Annotated in this window: 18 protein-coding genes and 3 pseudogenes; 9 read left to right on the plus strand and 12 right to left on the minus strand. The window is 52.8% G+C overall.

Annotated features, from left to right (window positions below; translation table 11 throughout):
* Nucleotides 1–16: 16 nt before the first annotated feature.
* From B5G42_RS06215 to B5G42_RS06225, 3 genes and pseudogenes are all read left to right on the plus strand, one after another.
* Entirely contained in the window at nucleotides 17–247 is a 231-nt protein-coding gene (locus B5G42_RS06215) for a hypothetical protein (RefSeq protein WP_050006550.1), read from the plus strand.
* A 4-nt stretch (nucleotides 248–251) separates the two neighbouring features.
* A complete protein-coding gene (locus tag B5G42_RS06220; protein WP_087267987.1) occupies nucleotides 252–1,088 on the plus strand; it encodes a DUF6017 domain-containing protein in 837 nt (278 codons plus the stop codon).
* A gap of 116 nt (nucleotides 1,089–1,204) precedes the next feature.
* Nucleotides 1,205–1,441: pseudogene (locus B5G42_RS06225) on the plus strand (DUF3801 domain-containing protein); the annotation flags it as partial.
* On the opposite strand, the pseudogene B5G42_RS06230 reads toward B5G42_RS06225, so the two are convergent.
* From B5G42_RS06230 to B5G42_RS06245, 4 genes and pseudogenes are all read right to left on the minus strand, one after another.
* Nucleotides 1,441–1,863: pseudogene (locus B5G42_RS06230) on the minus strand (BREX-1 system phosphatase PglZ type A); the annotation flags it as partial. The pseudogenes B5G42_RS06225 and B5G42_RS06230 sit on opposite strands and share 1 nt — an antisense overlap.
* A 6-nt stretch (nucleotides 1,864–1,869) precedes the next feature.
* Nucleotides 1,870–2,337, minus strand: a complete 468-nt coding sequence (locus B5G42_RS06235; RefSeq protein WP_162611056.1) for a helix-turn-helix transcriptional regulator — start codon at nucleotides 2,335–2,337, stop codon at nucleotides 1,870–1,872.
* Entirely contained in the window at nucleotides 2,274–3,020 is a 747-nt protein-coding gene (locus B5G42_RS06240; RefSeq protein WP_087267993.1) for a DUF1819 family protein, read from the minus strand. Before B5G42_RS06240 ends, B5G42_RS06235 begins: the two co-directional genes overlap by 64 nt.
* 29 nt (nucleotides 3,021–3,049) lie before the next feature.
* Nucleotides 3,050–3,259, minus strand: coding sequence for a helix-turn-helix domain-containing protein (locus tag B5G42_RS06245; protein WP_072849737.1), 210 nt, complete (start codon nucleotides 3,257–3,259; stop codon nucleotides 3,050–3,052).
* Nucleotides 3,260–3,699: 440 nt separating this feature from the next.
* On the opposite strand from B5G42_RS06245, the gene B5G42_RS06250 reads away from it, so the two are divergent.
* The gene (locus B5G42_RS06250) at nucleotides 3,700–4,743 is read left to right on the plus strand and encodes a Fic family protein (protein WP_087267996.1); all 1,044 of its coding nucleotides are present in this window, start codon (nucleotides 3,700–3,702) and stop codon (nucleotides 4,741–4,743) included.
* A gap of 169 nt (nucleotides 4,744–4,912) precedes the next feature.
* Here the strand turns inward: B5G42_RS06250 and B5G42_RS06255 are convergent, their stop codons facing one another.
* From B5G42_RS06255 to B5G42_RS06275, 4 genes and pseudogenes are all read right to left on the minus strand, one after another.
* Nucleotides 4,913–5,725: a hypothetical protein gene (locus B5G42_RS06255; RefSeq protein ID WP_087267999.1), complete on the minus strand. Its 813-nt coding sequence runs from the start codon at nucleotides 5,723–5,725 to the stop codon at nucleotides 4,913–4,915.
* A complete protein-coding gene (locus tag B5G42_RS06260) occupies nucleotides 5,706–6,305 on the minus strand; it encodes a helix-turn-helix domain-containing protein (protein ID WP_087268003.1) in 600 nt (199 codons plus the stop codon). The genes B5G42_RS06255 and B5G42_RS06260 overlap by 20 nt, the downstream gene beginning before the upstream one ends.
* A gap of 400 nt (nucleotides 6,306–6,705) precedes the next feature.
* Nucleotides 6,706–7,002 (minus strand): hypothetical protein, encoded by a 297-nt coding sequence (locus tag B5G42_RS06270; protein ID WP_087268009.1) that lies wholly within the window; start codon nucleotides 7,000–7,002, stop codon nucleotides 6,706–6,708.
* A gap of 401 nt (nucleotides 7,003–7,403) precedes the next feature.
* Nucleotides 7,404–7,844: pseudogene (locus B5G42_RS06275) on the minus strand (ATP-binding cassette domain-containing protein); the annotation flags it as partial.
* Between the two features lie 245 nt (nucleotides 7,845–8,089).
* Between B5G42_RS06275 and B5G42_RS06280 the strand changes: the two are divergent.
* Nucleotides 8,090–9,028, plus strand: a complete 939-nt coding sequence (locus B5G42_RS06280) for a LysR family transcriptional regulator (protein WP_275532435.1) — start codon at nucleotides 8,090–8,092, stop codon at nucleotides 9,026–9,028.
* A 192-nt stretch (nucleotides 9,029–9,220) separates the two neighbouring features.
* On the opposite strand, the gene B5G42_RS06285 is transcribed toward B5G42_RS06280, so the two are convergent.
* Together B5G42_RS06285 and B5G42_RS06290 are read right to left on the minus strand one after the other, a co-directional pair.
* Nucleotides 9,221–9,595, minus strand: coding sequence for a hypothetical protein (locus B5G42_RS06285; protein WP_087268015.1), 375 nt, complete (start codon nucleotides 9,593–9,595; stop codon nucleotides 9,221–9,223).
* Nucleotides 9,596–9,603: 8 nt separating this feature from the next.
* Nucleotides 9,604–10,119, minus strand: coding sequence for a YcxB family protein (locus tag B5G42_RS06290; RefSeq protein ID WP_087268018.1), 516 nt, complete (start codon nucleotides 10,117–10,119; stop codon nucleotides 9,604–9,606).
* A 181-nt stretch (nucleotides 10,120–10,300) separates the two neighbouring features.
* Between B5G42_RS06290 and B5G42_RS06295 the strand changes: the two genes are divergently transcribed.
* Together B5G42_RS06295 and B5G42_RS06300 are read left to right on the plus strand one after the other, a co-directional pair.
* Nucleotides 10,301–10,873: a TetR/AcrR family transcriptional regulator C-terminal domain-containing protein gene (locus B5G42_RS06295; RefSeq protein ID WP_162611057.1), complete on the plus strand. Its 573-nt coding sequence runs from the start codon at nucleotides 10,301–10,303 to the stop codon at nucleotides 10,871–10,873.
* A gap of 136 nt (nucleotides 10,874–11,009) precedes the next feature.
* Complete coding sequence (locus B5G42_RS06300; RefSeq protein WP_087268022.1) at nucleotides 11,010–12,362, plus strand: radical SAM protein; 1,353 nt, start codon at nucleotides 11,010–11,012, stop codon at nucleotides 12,360–12,362.
* A gap of 95 nt (nucleotides 12,363–12,457) precedes the next feature.
* Here the strand turns inward: B5G42_RS06300 and B5G42_RS06305 are convergent, their stop codons facing one another.
* Both B5G42_RS06305 and B5G42_RS06310 read right to left on the minus strand, forming a co-directional pair.
* Nucleotides 12,458–13,126 (minus strand): response regulator, encoded by a 669-nt coding sequence (locus B5G42_RS06305; RefSeq protein WP_087268026.1) that lies wholly within the window; start codon nucleotides 13,124–13,126, stop codon nucleotides 12,458–12,460.
* A gap of 6 nt (nucleotides 13,127–13,132) precedes the next feature.
* Entirely contained in the window at nucleotides 13,133–14,749 is a 1,617-nt protein-coding gene (locus B5G42_RS06310; RefSeq protein ID WP_087268029.1) for an ATP-binding protein, read from the minus strand.
* Nucleotides 14,750–15,036: 287 nt separating this feature from the next.
* Between B5G42_RS06310 and B5G42_RS06315 the strand changes: the two genes are divergently transcribed.
* Both B5G42_RS06315 and atpE read left to right on the plus strand, forming a co-directional pair.
* Entirely contained in the window at nucleotides 15,037–15,738 is a 702-nt protein-coding gene (locus tag B5G42_RS06315) for a F0F1 ATP synthase subunit A (RefSeq protein ID WP_191434088.1), read from the plus strand.
* A gap of 45 nt (nucleotides 15,739–15,783) precedes the next feature.
* Entirely contained in the window at nucleotides 15,784–16,002 is a 219-nt protein-coding gene (atpE, locus tag B5G42_RS06320) for an ATP synthase F0 subunit C (RefSeq protein WP_207752835.1), read from the plus strand.
* The last annotated feature ends 1 nt before the right edge of the window (nucleotide 16,003 follow it).

Here is a 16,003-nt window from a genome sequence, read left to right on the forward strand (position 1 = left end):
AAGGAGAGAAAACAAAATGAGCTACATGACAGCCGGTAAGCTGCAAGCCTTTGAAGCCCTCATGAAGGAGGTACCCGGCCACAACCACTATGACAGCGGATGCGACGGGATCTGCCCGGAATGTCGGTCGTGCTGTTTCCATCGTCCCTACTGGAAATATCAAACCTGTGTCTTCGAGGAATGTCCCTATTCCCCGGTGAAGCTGTCAACGCTGCGCTGTCAGCCGGTGATGGCAAGGGAGGGATAACCGCATGGCAGTCTATCGCGTCAACAAAAACCGTGGCTACACGGTCATGGCAAATTACCATCTCAGGGATAAAACCCTGTCCCTCAAGGCCGTGGGGCTACTCTCCAAAATGCTGTCCTTCAACGATGGCTGGCAGTTCTCAACGAAAGATCTTTCGGCGATCTGCAAGGAAGGCCCCGATGCTGTTCTGGCAGCTCTCAGGGAGCTTGAGGACGCAGGGTATCTCGTCCGTCATCAGTCACGGGATGAAAAAGGCCGGATGAGCAGCATGGTTTTCGAGATATACGAGAAGCCGCAGACGGGTTTGCCGGACACGGAAAAACCGCATACGGAAAAGTCGGACACGGATAATCCGTTCACGGGAAAACCGTGTACGGAAAATCCCGCACAATTAAATACTAATCAAGTAATTACCAACGAAAGAAATAACTCTCTGAGAAACTATCAATCTATCAATCTTGATGGGATGGACAGGATGGATGAACGGGAGCAATACAGGGAATTGATCCGGGATAACCTTGAGATCGACATCCGCTCTCAGGATAGGCACTATGACCTTGACCGGGTAAATGAAATTGTCGAGATCATGCTGGATGCTGTTTGCTCCACAAGACCCACCATCCGTATCAACGGAGAAGATATGCCGCAGCCGGTGGTTAAGTCACGCTTCCTCAAGCTGGACAGCGGCCACATCGACTATGTGCTCCAAGCGATGAACGATTGCCCTTCCGACATTCGGAACATCCGGGCATATCTGCTTACGGCGTTGTATAACGCTTCACTGACCATAGACAACTACTATTCAGCCCGCGTGAACTACGATTTTCACGGAAAAGGCTGATGCGTAAGCATTCTCAATCAACTTAAAGGGGGTGAGATGAAAACATGATCCACATTTTACACGGTGTCCCGCCTTAGTGACAGGATTGCCCCGCAAATCTCAGAAAGGAGGTCCCCATGCAGGATGAAGTAAATACCAAAGTCGTTGCGATTGCCATTAAGGGCGGCAGGATCACTGCGGAAGTGCTGAAAAAGGCGCTCGCCAAATTCATTGAGGAAATTGAAAAGGCCGAAAAGCAAGCCTCTCAGCCCAAGACCTACCGGGGCAAGCAGTCCATCAAGCACCTTGTCGAGCAGAACGCCGCAATCAGCAACATCGAAGTGACCGACGGAAACATCAAGTCTTTCGAGCGTATCTCAAGGTCATAGAAGCGCTGCGTCCGTTCTTTGTTGGCAAAGAACTTGATGTGCTTTTCGATGATGGGCTTGTATTTCTCGTCAATGCCCAAATCCACCGAGAGCAGCGAAGCGCGGTCGGCAAAGAAGCGCCTTGAGTAGAGCAGCGTGTCTTCCAGATGGTTGTCCCGCACATCCGGCTTGGGGAAGGGGGCGTAGATGAGATAGTTTGTGGTAGTGTCCTGCCGTTCCAGAAAGAGCTTGGTGGCAAACTGATTGTCCGGCTGCAAACAGTAGACTTTGGCATTGTTCAGCTCTACATTCTGCATATCCTCCACAAACTCGCCGTTATCGTCGTACCAAAAGACGAGTTTACGGGTATCGCCGGTAAACTCAGCATTCAGCCGGTCTATGATTTGTTTGATGTTCATTTCTGCCATGCCGCTTTACTCCTTCTGGTCTATGACTACCCAAGACCCGCTCCGGTTGGAGCCTTTGCGTTTGATCTTGCCAGCTTTTTGAAGGCTATTCATGAGCCGCTTCACAGTGGCGAGGGAAACACCCAGCATCTCTACAACATCCTTCTGCGTCGCTTTCGGATTGGTTCGGAGGATGCGCAGAATCGCTTCTTCATTGGTATCATTGGGTTCAACTTTGGTGTCATTGGTATCATCGGTGTCACGCTCTTTGGGATCAATGACACCATTCTGATCGGTAGCCGCGTCTTTCCGATACAGGTTGATGCGGAAATCGCTGCCCATATCGCCGTTCAGCAGCAGATACCCATTGGTGGGATGGTAAGCTCCGTCGTGCTCCACCAGCAATTTCCATGAAAGTAACTGGTTCTTGCCTACTTTCTGAATCTGCTCCCGTGCCGTATCTGTTTCGGCCAGCTTGAGGGCGTGCTGGTACATCTTCTCGCAGAAGGCCGCAATCTCTTCCTCAGAAACAGTCTGTTCCCGCTCCATCTGGTCAAAGGAGCGGTTTGTCCCTTCCATGATACCCCCGCAAGCGCCTTGACATAAGCGCCCATATTGTTCTGTTCCAGCCAGCGTACCAAGTCCGGGTCTAAAATAGGGCGCAGTATTTTTCTGGCCGTTTTTGCTTTATCAATTATCCCAGCCTCGTATAGCATTGTTTTATAGCACCGGCCAAGCCGTACCAATGTAGCGTCCGTCCATCCGGCCACTTTTTCATTTTGCTGTTGCTTATCTTTGAAAAAAACACGCACATCGCTGTCCGAAAGCTCGGTTGTGCCAAGGATCATCTTTTCCCGGATCACTTCATAGACAAAATCAAAGAAAAGCGTGTCATACGCCATAGCAGCAATTAGGACAAAGAGCTTTTGCGTTGCAAGGTCGCTGCGTGTGAAAAGCGGGATGAAGCTTTCATCTAAAGCCCTGATGCGGCCTGTGACAGTATGATAAATCTGATTGGCTCGGAGAGTAGTCGGGGCTGCAAACAGGTTCTCGTTCAGGGCAAGGGATTTTATCTGTTCGGCATTCTTTCCTTCATGAAGAAGCTCCACCACTTTGCGGAACTCTATAAACCAGAAGGATAACTTCACTGCGCCCGCACTGTATTCTTTTCGTTCCATCTCGATTGTTGACCTCCTTGATTGCTGGACTATTTTTCCTCGCGTACAGCTTCGCAGATGTCCCCAATATCGCAATCAAGGTAATCGCAGATGCGTAGCAAAATAGGGAGAGCGACTTCTTCGCCCTTGTTGAGCTTGCTCATCGTACCAGCTGCAATCCCGACCTCTTTGCGCAAAGTTACTTTTGAGATGTCTCTCTGGATGAGCAGTACCCACAGTTTTTTATAACTTATTTTCATGTCGATGCTCCTTGTTTTTCGAGATACGGCGAGGCTACAAAAACACATTATAATTATAGCGGAAACACTCGAAACACGCAACAGCATCTTTTGCGTATTTACAAAAAAGTTTCAAGTTCTTGGATCGAACATCTAAAAACAAAACCCGAGCGCCTTTCAGCGACTCAGGTCAGACCATTGGGGGTGGATAAGCCGATCCCTTTTGAATACAGCCTTTGTGTAAAAGTCGAGGGACATGACCATAACCTCCTTGGTCTGATGCCTCTTCTAACTTTAGCTAAAACACAAACGCCGTTCTGTTGGCCAGTAAGGCCAGCAAAACGGCGCGTAATCTTATAAGTACTTATTTCATATAGTAGTGGATCACCTCTCCATTTGATTGATAAAATGAGTGATGCGTGGTATAATAGAGTTAAACATCTACAGTTGTGAGGCTTTGCATGAAAAATAAAAAACCACCTTTTGAAATTACAAATCAAATCATCGACTACGTGGCGGAGATTTCCGAGCTGGTGGGCCGTATGACTGCCTCCTCTCCCCTTTCCACAAATCCTACGCTCCGCCGTGCCAATCGCATCCGAACCATCCATGGTTCCCTGGCCATCGAGCAAAATACGCTTTCTCTGGAACAAGTAACTGCGGTACTCAATGGCAAACACGTTCTCGCGCCACCAAAGGACATTGCCGAGGTCAAGAACGCCTTTGAGATTTACGATCGGCTAGAGGATCTGGATCCCTATTCAGTGGACGACCTGTTGACTGCCCACGGTATTATGACGCGGGGTTTAGTAGAAGAGGCTGGCATATTCCGCACCCGACCCGTTGGCGTGGTAGACAGTGAAGGGCACGTCCTGCATTTTGGAACATTGCCCCAATATATACCTGGTCTGGTAATGGAATTATTGGAGTGGGTAAAGAACAGCGAGGTGCATATGCTCATCCGCAGTTGTGTGTTCCACTATGAACTGGAACTGATCCACCCCTTTGCCGATGGTAATGGACGTGTGGGCCGCCTGTGGCATACACTGCTACTCTCCAAATGGAATTCGGCCTTTGCCTGGCTGCCAGTGGAGTCCATCATCCACGACCGCCAGCAGGAGTATTATGAGGCCATCAATGCCTCCAACAATGCGGGAGAATCTACGGTATTTATTGAGTTCATGCTTTCATCCATCAAGGCATCGCTCATAGACGCGATCAGAACGAGCGACGAAATGAGCGATGGAAAAATGGACAAGGCGACCTTCCGTTGGAACAAAATCCATGACTTCCTGAAGACCCACGACTATATCATGAATGCTGATGTGCGGGAGTTGTGTGGAGTATCAGCTGCAACAGCAAACCGGGTTCTAGGCAGCCTTGTAGCAAATGGGAAACTGGTCAAACATCATATTGGTAGCTTTTGGGCATATCATCCATGCGCACATACAAATGTGCTATTATACAGGATCTTGAGAAAATCAAAAGGAAAGCCGAAGTCTTAGATGATGGTGATGAAATCAAAATTATTTTTAAGCCCGGCGACGACAACACAGCTGTTGATACTTTGAAAATTCCAGATACGATGTCAACTACATGATTATTATAATCTCACCCCCGCTCGGAGAGGCTTGAATTCAAGTTCTTCCGAAAAGGGGTGAGATTTGCTGTTTATCAGAAGTACACTGGATATCTTCGCATTTGCTCATACAGAGTCTGCTCCACTCTGGATATGACCGAGTTGGAGTATAACGCCCTGACAGAATCGAGCGTTTTTGAAACGTCAGTCCGGGAAAACGAGAGCTTCAGTTGTGAGCCATACAGCGCCTCAGCAGCTTCTACCTGCACGTCAAAGTCCACGTCAAAGGGCTTGGCGCGCACACGGCTGATACAGGCATAGACATCCTTATCCACAGGATAGTCATTCAGATCCGACAGCAGCGCCAGCCCATGATCAAAAATCGGGCAGAGGCGAAACTCCTTTGTTTTCTCATTCCGGATCACAGCCAAATTGTTTGTATGTCGATCCTCATTTAGGAAAAAGGAGTCCAACTCCAACAGCAAAGTCAGATACTTCCCCACCTCAGTCAGGGAGGTAGTCCTCTCTACAAAATCTACCGTATATCGAATCCGCTCCTGCGGCTCGCTGATCCTACCAAGTACCGCCGCCAGGCTCTGACCTTTATAGGCGCGGTGTAATTTCTCAAAGGACACCAGCATCTCGTCTTTGGCCCGAAAATTTTTGCTGACACAGCCGGGAAGATCTTTTTCCTTATACTGATGAATCCATACAGGCTCATATTCCACGAAATCGGGCACATTGGACTGTTTCAACAGCTGCGAAACCACAACCTCGGCCAACGCCTCATAGCCCATATGGTCGGCTTTGTACCACTTGCCTTTCAGCTGCCACTTGGGCTGATCTCCTTTGGACGTGTGTCCTTGCATGGGTTCCTGCTCAACCGTATCAAGATTGATCCTGTCCATACGTCTCCCCTTCCATCGGGTAATAGCTGAATTTCAGCCACATATCATCCTCAGCTGTCCGCCCTCTGGTTTTTTCCGCAATCTGCAGAGGATCATAGGATGTGAGCTGAAGCTGCTTCAATAAGTCTTTGACATTTCCACGGGTGGCAGGAAAGCAGCGATCTCTCAAAAACGCCTCAAAGTCATCCCAGGTAGGTGCTTCCGTTACCCCGAAGGCACGGTGAAGCACATCCTTCGTTTTATTCCGGGCCATGACTCTTTGATTGAGAAAATCCACGTCAATGATCGTGCACGGGTACTGCTGATACATATAGGTTATGCGTAATGTATAGCCTTTCGCCGGTTTTTCATTGAGGTACTTCCCAATAATCTGCCTGGAGGTTTGGTAACGCTCCGCCACTTGCTTCATCGTCATTCCGTTTTCAAGCAGGCTGCGGATGGCCTGCACATCCTCCGCAGTGAATTTTTTCTTTCGGCCTGCCTTGCGCGGATTCTTTTCCCTGTATGCTCGGGCGATCCTTTCTAGTTCATTTACGTCATCCGTTCCAAACAAGTCCAAGCACAGTTTGTGATAATCCACTTTCTCTACCCTCCTCCCGTTATAAATTATATGCAATTATTTTAATTTAATTCCATTATAACGGAACCGTTGAAATTGTCAACCGTAATTTAGATTCTACCCGCCTTCGGATAGTGGCCGGGCTCTGCCACACATTGATAGAGTACGGCTCCGCAATTCCGGCAAATCAGGTATTTCAGCCTGTTTCCGCGAAGTCCGTAGTACTGAAAGGTGACGAGACCTTCACCGTGCTGCCAACCTTCACCGATGTCTTCTGAGCCACAATAACGGCACTTTGTAATAGGCACTTGCTTCATAACATATACTCCTTTCTACGCCATATTTGCAAACACAGCATACCGAAAGGAGCTACGCAAGTCGAGAGAGAGGTCCTGCTCAAAACGGAGAAAAACAGAGCGTGTCATGTCTCCCACCGCGTTTCCAGCGCCTCACGCAGCAGTTCCGCAAACCGTTCCAAATGAAAACTGATATACCCAAAGTCTGTGTCCCCTTCCAGCGGAAAGTCAACGTCACCCGCTCGACAGGCAGTCTCTATTACAACGTATGCCGCTGGCAGCTCCCCGTCTTCCAGCAAGGCCTCAAGGATCTCACACACAATAGCCAGTGTATAATCTCCACCTTCCTGGTCAAAGAAATAGTCTGCCAGTTCCGCGGCACTGTCTACCACTTCGGCATACTGCTCTTTCTTGTTTTTCATGATAATCACCTCCTAATTTTCAGAGATAATCTGTCCACCACACGTGGACGCTATTTCTATTTCCGATGCTTATTTGATGCTTATGGATTGAAACACATAAACCTGGTGAAACGAAGTGATCAGTTAACGCCAAAAAGGTGGAACTCCAGACACTAAAAGCTCTATTGAAGCTGGAGACACCCCTCGCCTACGCCTCATAACCCGGAGGTTGGAGGTTCAAATCCTCCCCCCGCAACCAGAAAAAGAACCGCAATCCAATGGATTGCGGTTCTTTTTATTTTTTCATTGGATGTATTCCGCGGCCGATCCTGGAGCCTGTAGAAAAAGCTACCCTCCCTGGCTCAATAAACAGAGGCGGTGAATGTCGCTCGACATTCACCGCTTTTTTTGTCCAAATCCGGTTAACTCGCTTCTTCAGCCAGATTTCCGGTATAAAGCTGATAGTATTTTCCTTTCTTTTCGATGAGCTCATCATGGGTTCCCCGCTCGATGATGCGGCCCTGATCCATAACCATAATGCAGTCGGCGTTGCGCACCGTGGACAGCCGGTGGGCAATCACAAAGGTAGTCCTGCCGGCCATCAGGGCGTCCATGCCGTCCTGCACCAGCTTTTCGGTCCGGGTATCAATGGAGGAGGTGGCCTCATCCAGGATCAGGGCAGGGGGATCGGCCACCGCCGCCCGGGCAATGGCCAGCAGCTGCCGCTGTCCCTGGCTCAGGTTGGCGCCGTCACCGGTGAGCATGGTATCATACCCGTTGGGCAGGCGGCGGATGAAGCCGTCGGCGTTGGCCAGCTGGGCCGCAGCAACGCACTCCTCATCACTTGCCTCCAGATTGCCGTATACAGCAGCATCTGGGCCTGTACGCCGGTCACATCAGACGCAGCCAAATAATAATTTGCCATTCGCTCCATCTGAATGCAGATTTGTCTGTTGTCCCGGGCCAAACGGCTCCGATCCACTGCCATAGCTGTATCCCTCCTTTTATATCCAAGCTAATTGTTAGATACCTTACTATTTATAGCACGATAACCCTTGTATGTGAAATACAAATCTGCTATCATCAATAAAAGAGTTTTATTGTTTTTATGCATTGTATAAAAGCAGAAATATGGTACGGGGTGATTTGGTTGAATACAACACAATTAGAATGTTTTATGGCGGTGGCGGACTTTTTAAACTTCTCCCGGGCGGCGGAACATCTGCGAATCACCCAGCCCGCAGTCAGTCACCAGGTCAAAACACTGGAGGACGAACTTGGGGGCCAGCTCTTCAGCCGCACCAGCAAATCCGTTCGGCTGACCCAGGCAGGACATATGTTTTTGCAGTATGCAGGCCAAATGCTCAAGCTGGCCCGGATCTCTCAGGTCCAGGTCAAACGTTGCCAGGCTGCCCAGCCCACACGGCTGGAGATCGGCTGCCGCAGCGCCGCCGATCTCCAGCTGATACGCCCTGCCCTGGATCGCCTGCGGCAGGAGGCCCCGGGCATCCTTCCCCTGCTCCGCCTCTACCCCTTCAGCGCGCTGGACAACCTGATGGCAGATGGCGAAATTCAGCTGCTGTTTGCCTTTCAGGAAAACGCCCCCAAAAACAGCGTCTACCGGGAACTGGTGCGCTGTCCGGTGGTATGTGTATGTCGGGAAGATCACCCGCTGGCCCAGCAGGAGGAGCTCACCCTGGAGCAGCTGAAACAGGCCGGACGGATCGCCGCCATTCACCCTCCCGCCTGCCCCTCCTCCCTGTTCGCCATCCAGGGACAGATCGTCACCGCCAACGATCCGGACCAGGTCATCTTCTGCGATACCCAGGAGACCCTTCTTACCATGGTGGAAACCGGCTATGCTTTTGCGGTCATGGCTGTCTTTCCCCAACTGCGGCGCCCCGGGCTGCGCTACCTCCCTCTGAAGGAGTTTTCTCCCCTGTCCTACGGAGCCGTCTGGCCCAGCGGTGGTCGGAATCAGGCCCTTCGCACCTTTCTTCATCTGCTGGAGGATACCCTGCACCTGCCGGAACCTGAAAACGCATAGCATATCAGTTTTCAAAGCGACCTGACACAACTACAGGCGACCACTTTGACCACTATCCGTCCCGGAGACGGGCAAGCTCAGCCGGAAGAAATACTGGTACTCCGGACCAAAAGAGAAACGAGGCCCTGCCCGGCAAGATGCCGGGCAGGGCCTCGTTCTCACTCACAGTTTTTGTATCTCCGCCCAAGATTCTCAGTCCGCCTCCTGAAAAGAGACCGTCAGTTCCTCTTTGGGCTGCCCTAAGTACTGCCTGGATTCCTCCAGCCGCTCCTCCATCCTGGCTACTTCCGTCTGGATGTCCTCCCGGCTTTTTCTGCGATTCCAGCGCAGGAACATATGGTAGCGCTGCTGAAGGGACTCCATCTTGGGCGGAAACCGGATCTCTTCACCATTGATCCAGTTGCCCTCCAACTCATTGCGGCAGATCTCGTCGTCCATCACCGCCATATAGAGCGCGTATCGGGTATATTCTTCCAGCAGAATGCGTCTCCTCCGCCGGCGGCAAACCGCGCCTGCCACGCAGGCGCCCAAAATACCAAGCCCTGCCGCTGTTTTCAGCTTATTCATCGTCGTATTTATCCCCCAACGAATTTAATCTGCTTTCCGGTCCGTTCCTCCAGAAACCGGCGGAACTCCGCCACACTTCCACCCTCCAGCCCCTCTTTTTCAAAGGCACTGGCATGGTTTTTCCCCATAATAAAAAAGATGTATGCTCTGCTCTCTGCCAGCACAGTGACCTTATCATACTTCCACTGTGTCACAGCTCCGGCAATTTGAGTCTCAAAGCAATCCTGCTGAAACGTGGTACTGCTGAACTCCGTGCCGGGCAGCGCCCGCCGCCGGGCAATATAGCCGTTCAGCCAATCCTGCTTCCACTGTACTACCAGCAGAAAAACGATCACCACTCCGTTGGTACCCACATACCAGGGATCGTCCCAGGACGCATAGATGGACAGCAGGCAAATACCAATCAAAACGGCACAGACGACTTTAAGCCATAGATTCATCTTGACCCGGACTGTTTTCCGCAGTGCTCTGGCCATGGCGGTCAGGGTCTTTTGGGAATATCGGGTGCTGCATACAAACTCCATAACAGCCCTCCTCCATCCTGCAATTCTGATGTAAGCAGTATATCAGATGGCAGGCAGGGATACAGAAAGGTTTTCTGAAGGCTGTCTTAACAATCCTAAAGGTTGCCCCTCCTGTGCCGTTCCCCATTCTTGCACCGCTGTAGAAACTATGGTATCATACCATTTCACAGGAGGGATCGCCATGCCAGACTCCACCATTACCAAAAAAGCGCTGGCTCAGGCGCTGAAGGAGCTCATGCGGGAAATGCCCATTGAAAAAATCAATGTGGCCTTTATCTGCCAGCGGTGCGGCATGAAACGGCAGAGCTTCTATTACCATTTCCGGGATAAATACCACCTTATTAACTGGATCTTTGATTCTGAGATAGGTGCGGTACTACGGGACAGTCCTGACGCCGCTCAGGAAGATCCCTGGGATAAGTTCCAACAGCTATGCGACTATTTCTATGAAAACCGGGTCTTTTATCGCTCCGCGCTGCAAGTGAAGGGGCAGGACTCCTTTCTCGTTCATTTTCAACGAAGCGTCTTTTCCATCTTCAAACACTACTTCTCCTTCCTGCCGGCAGACGGAAAATGTGACGAATTTACCGCCAACTTTTTTGCTGACGCTATTGTCTGCTGCATTGCACGGTGGATCCTGTCAAGAAACGGGATGCTACCCGAAGAATTCACCCGGAACGTAAAGCAGCTGGGCGCCGTGATCCGCTTTGCGGAACAGCGTTCCTCATTTCCCGCCGAATCTTTTGATTTGTAATGTTTATAGAGAAACTGCAACAAAATCGGGATATGTCAAAATTTTTGACATATCCCGATTTTGTCTCATGACAGTCTCTGCCGGTTCCCGTTATAATGGCAGAAAACTGTGATGCAGTACGGAAAGGATGAACTATATGAGCAATCCCGTAAAAGACGCCATGCAGCGGTTTGCCATCAATCAGGTCCTTCGTTATCTGGACGGCAATCCGGAGGAAAACATCCCCAAGCTCATGGAGCTGTTTGACAAATATACCCCGTCCGACTGGTACCGGCCTCAGCGGGATGCCTTCCGCAAGGCTATTCAGGAAAAGAACAACTGGTATCAGCTGATCCTGCGGTTCTTCCAGCTAGATGTGGGGGTGCGGAAGGCCTTTGCTGAGAACTTCCTGCTCAATGCCAGTCTGAAGGGCAGCGCCATTCAGGAGGAGATCAGCAAGCGGGAGGACTGCAACATCCCCTGGGCCATCCTGCTGGACCCCACCTCCGCCTGCAATATGCACTGCACCGGCTGCTGGGCGGCGGAATACGGTCACCAACTCAACCTGAGCCTGGAGGATCTGGACTCTATCATCACCCAGGGCAAAAAGCTGGGCACCTATATGTACATTTATACCGGCGGCGAGCCGCTGGTACGCAAAGGGGACATCATAAAGCTCTGCGAAATGCACCCGGACTGTATGTTCCTGTCCTTTGCCAACGGCACTCTGATCGACGAGGCTTTCTGTCAGGAGATGCTGCGGGTGAAAAACTTTGTCCCCGCCATCTCCCTGGAGGGCTTTGAGGCCGCAAACGACTCCCGGCGGGGAGAGGGTGTCTATCAGAAGGTCCACGCGGTCATGGCTCTGCTGAACTCCCACAATCTGCCCTTCGGCATCTCCACCTGCTATACCAGCCGCAATGTGGACGACGTAAGCAGCGAACGGTACTTTGACCAGCTCATTGACAGCGGTGCCCTGTTCGCCTGGTTCTTCCACTATATGCCCGTGGGCAACGACGCCGCCGTGGAGCTGCTGCCCTCCCCGGAGCAGCGGTCCAAAATGTACCATGCCATCCGCACCTTCCGCTCCACCAAGGCCATCTTCACCCTGGACTTCCAGAACGACGGCGAATATGTGGGCGGCTGCATCGCCGGCGGCCGGCGGTATCTCCACATCAACGCCAAAGGCGATGTGGAGCCCTGTGTGTTTATCCACTATTCCAACGTAAATATCCACGATGTAAGTTTGCTGGACGCCCTGAAATCTCCTCTCTTCCAGGCCTATCACCGCAGTCAGCCCTTCAACAATAATATGCTCCGCCCCTGCCCTATGCTGGAAAACCCGGAGTTCTTACCCAAAATGGTAGCCGAAACTGGGGCTGTCAACACCGACTACCAAAGTCCGGAAAGCCCGGAGCATCTGTGCGAAAAGACGATTCCTTATGCCCAACGGTGGAAACCGGTAGCCGATGCGCTCTGGCAGGAATCTCATTCCCAACAGCCTTCATAATCCATATCCAGCCCTTCTCTCCAAAACGATCCCCCCAGCGCGTCTGCAAACAGCCGCGCTGGGGGGATCGCCGCGTTACGTGGTAACCGTGCCCCTCACTCTTTTGCCCGATACAGGCGGCAGGGGCGGCCGCCTGTATCGTAATTGATGGTGCTGAAGGCCTCTCCACGCTCCACTAGGTAGTTGGCATAACGGCGCACCGTCACCACCGACAAATTGGTCTGTTTGGAGAGGGCCTCGCTGGGCAGGCCCTGGGGCGGCGCGGCCCGGAGACAGGATCGGATGAGCTGCAGGGTGCTCTCCTGGAGGCCCTTGGGGGCGCTGTGCTCCCCGGACTCCGGCGGGGCAAACAGTTTATCCAGCTCTCCCTGGGTCACTTCCTCCCCCATGACCGCCTCCCGGTGGCGGCAAAAGGTATCCAGCGCCTGCTGGAATCGCTCGTATGTAAAGGGCTTGACCAGATAGTCCACCACTCCCATTTTAAGCAGCTGGTCCACGGTGGCGGCATCGTTGGCGGCAGTGACCATGATAGCGTCTACAGGGATGGCCCTCTCCCGGAGGGCGTGAAGGAGCTCCACCCCGGTAAACAGCGGCATATAGACATCCAGCACCACCAGATCCGCCGGATTCTGAGCCAACCACTCCAGGGCGGCCCGTCCGTCCTGAAAGGTCTGGATCACCCAAAACCGTGGGTCTTTCTCTGTAAAGGTCCGGTCCAGCAGCGAAACCATGGGATCGTCTTCCACAATCACAACGCGATACATCCAAACTCACTCTCCGTCCTCCGGGACCTCCTCCCGGCAAAAGCTCACAAAAAACGATGTGCCCACTCCCGGCCCCGATTCCACCCGGATCTGCCCGTGATAGGCCTCCACCACCTCCTGGACCAATGCCAGGCCGGTACCCCGGCTGCGGCCCTTGGTGGATACGCCCCGCTGAAACAGAGTCTGACGCAGGGCCGGGGAGATGCCGGGCCCGGTATCCTCCACGCACAGCAGCAGGCTGTCCTCGCTCTCCCGGATGCTCACCGACACCTCTTTGATGGCACGGCGGGACTGGTTGAGCACCTCGATGGCGTTTTCGATCAGATTGCCCAGAATGGTCACATAGGCCTCCGGCGGCAGCCAGAGGCTCTCCTCACTGAGGGTGCTCTCCCGGTCCAACCGCAGATGGATACCCAGTTCGTTGGCCCGGCTGGTCTTACCTACCAGCAGCGCCCCCACCGAGGGCTGGCGGATCTGGTTCATAATGCGGCTCACCGCCACCCGCTGGGTCCGGGTGGTATCCATAATGTACTCCTGGGCCTTTTCCGGCTCTCCGATCTGGAGCAGACCCAGGATCACATGGAGCTTATTCATAAATTCATGGGTATAGGCCCGCATAGCCTCCACCATATGCTGCACGCCCGTCAGATCATCCGCCATACGGGTCAGCTCGGTGCGGTTGCGGAAGATGCTCACCGCACCAGCCAGCGTTCCATTCTCATACAGCGGCATCCGGTCAGCCAGCACCCGAATCTGTTTCAGAGAGTTCATACTCACGTTGTACTCCGACTGGCCGGTGCGGAGGATGCGGTCCAGCGTGGAACGGGGATAGACCTCATGGAGGGGCCGGCCTACGGCAGTCTGCCGTTCAATGGAGAGCATCTCCGCCGCCGCCTTGTTGAGAAAAATCACCTTCTGCTCTGCATCGATGGCCAGGATACCCTCCTCAAGCGCGTCCAGGATATCCTCCCTCTGGTGGAACCGGCGGGCAAAGGCGTCCGGCTCATAACCCATCAGAGACTGCTTGATGCTGCGGGACAGGCGCATGGCCAGCAGAGAACCCAGCACTGCCGCCACCACACCCACCGCCAGCAGGCGAAGCACCGTGTGCAGACCCACCAGAGCCATGCTGCGGAAGTAGACTCCTACAATGACGAAGCCGATCACTTCCCCCGCCTCGTCCCGCACAGGGGCATAGGCGGAGTGGTCCGAGCCCATGGGCCCCGTCTCATTGGAGGTGTAGGGAGCCGCACCGGCCAGCGCCGCCTGCTGGGCCGTCCCCACATAGGAGGTGCCGATCAGGGTGCTGTCCGGCACATAGAGCAATTTGGACTGGGTGTCCCCCACCAGGATCAAGTCAATATCGGAAGTACGGCTGGTGGTTTCGTCCAGATAATCGGACAGCTCCTCTATAGTACGCTCCCCCTGCAGGGCCTCCTGGATCATAGGTACCTGGGACAGAATGGACGCGGAATTGAGCAGATTGTTGTCAAGAGCCGTCTGTTCACTGCGCAGGGTAAAATAGAGGGTCCCGCCTATGGAAAGAGCAATGGATACGATGACAATCACCAGGTTCATCCGCATCAACCGGGCACGGATGGAGGATCTGGCCTGTGTGGACATAGACACCCGCCTCCTTTGTTACCAGTATAGGAAAAACCGCGAAGCCTGTCAAACAAAAGCCGGCAGCCGTCCCAGGCATACTTTTGCGCCAAAGCGCAAATGATGCGGATAAGCCCTGACAGCGCCTGCTGTGGAACCATAGCATCTTTTTCCATTCTTTTGCGCTTTCCTTTTGGTAACTCTCATTAAAAGCTTATTTTCCGTGTATTTTCATTACTTTTTTTACTTTCAAAAGGGTTACAGAAATTTGGACCAGGTAGTAAGATAAGGCCTGCGAAAACGAGGTGATGTGTTTGGATGCATTCAAGGAATCCCTGGTGGAGGAGTTGGGAAACCACACCGCTTTCACCATCCCGCTGTTTGGAGGCATTCCGGTGGCGGAGTCGGTGGTGGTGACCTGGATCGTCATGGCTGTACTGGTCATTGCGGCGCTGCTGCTGACCCGGAACCTGAGCGTACGCAATCCCGGCAAGGTCCAGATCGCCCTGGAGAGCGCGGTGCAGTTCCTCAACGGCTTCGTCAAGACCAACATCGGCAGTCACTGGCGGCCTTTTGCCCCCTACCTGGGCACGGTGGCGCTGTATATCGGTTTTGCCAATATCATTGGCATCTTTGGTCTGACGCCGCCTACAAAGGACATCAGCGTGACCACCGCCCTGGCCCTGATGAGTATGCTGCTCATCTATGGCTCCCAGTTCCGGTACAACGGTCTGCTGGGCGGACTGAAGAAGTTCGCCGCGCCCATGCCGCTGCTGCTCCCCATCAATCTGATGGAGGTCATCATCCGGCCCCTGGCGCTGTGTATGCGTCTGTTCGGCAACGTATTGGGCGCATTCATCATCATGGAGATGCTCAAATTTGTGGTCCCGGTATTTCTGCCGGCGGTATTCAGCATCTACTTCGACCTGTTTGACGGGTTAATCCAAATGGTCGTCTTTGTGTTCCTGACCACACTGTTCACCGGCGAGGGCATCAAAGAGGAAGAGTAAGGCACATTCATCCAAGAAACATTTGATTTACAGGAGGAAATTATCATGTCTATGGCTATCATTGCTGCCGCAATCGCAGTCTTCACCGGCATCGGCGCCGGTATCGGCATCGGCTTCGCCACCGGCAAGGCCAGCGAGGCCATTGCCCGTCAGCCCGAGGCCTCCGGCAAGATCAACAGCGCTCTGCTGCTGGGCTGCGCCCTGGCAGAAGGTACCGCCATCTTCGGCTTCATCACCGCTCTGCTCATCATCTTCGTCGGTTAAA

The sequence above is a fragment of the Flavonifractor sp. An91 genome (assembly GCF_002159225.1).
In the GTDB taxonomy this organism is placed as follows: Bacteria; Bacillota; Clostridia; order Oscillospirales; family Oscillospiraceae; genus Flavonifractor; species Flavonifractor avicola.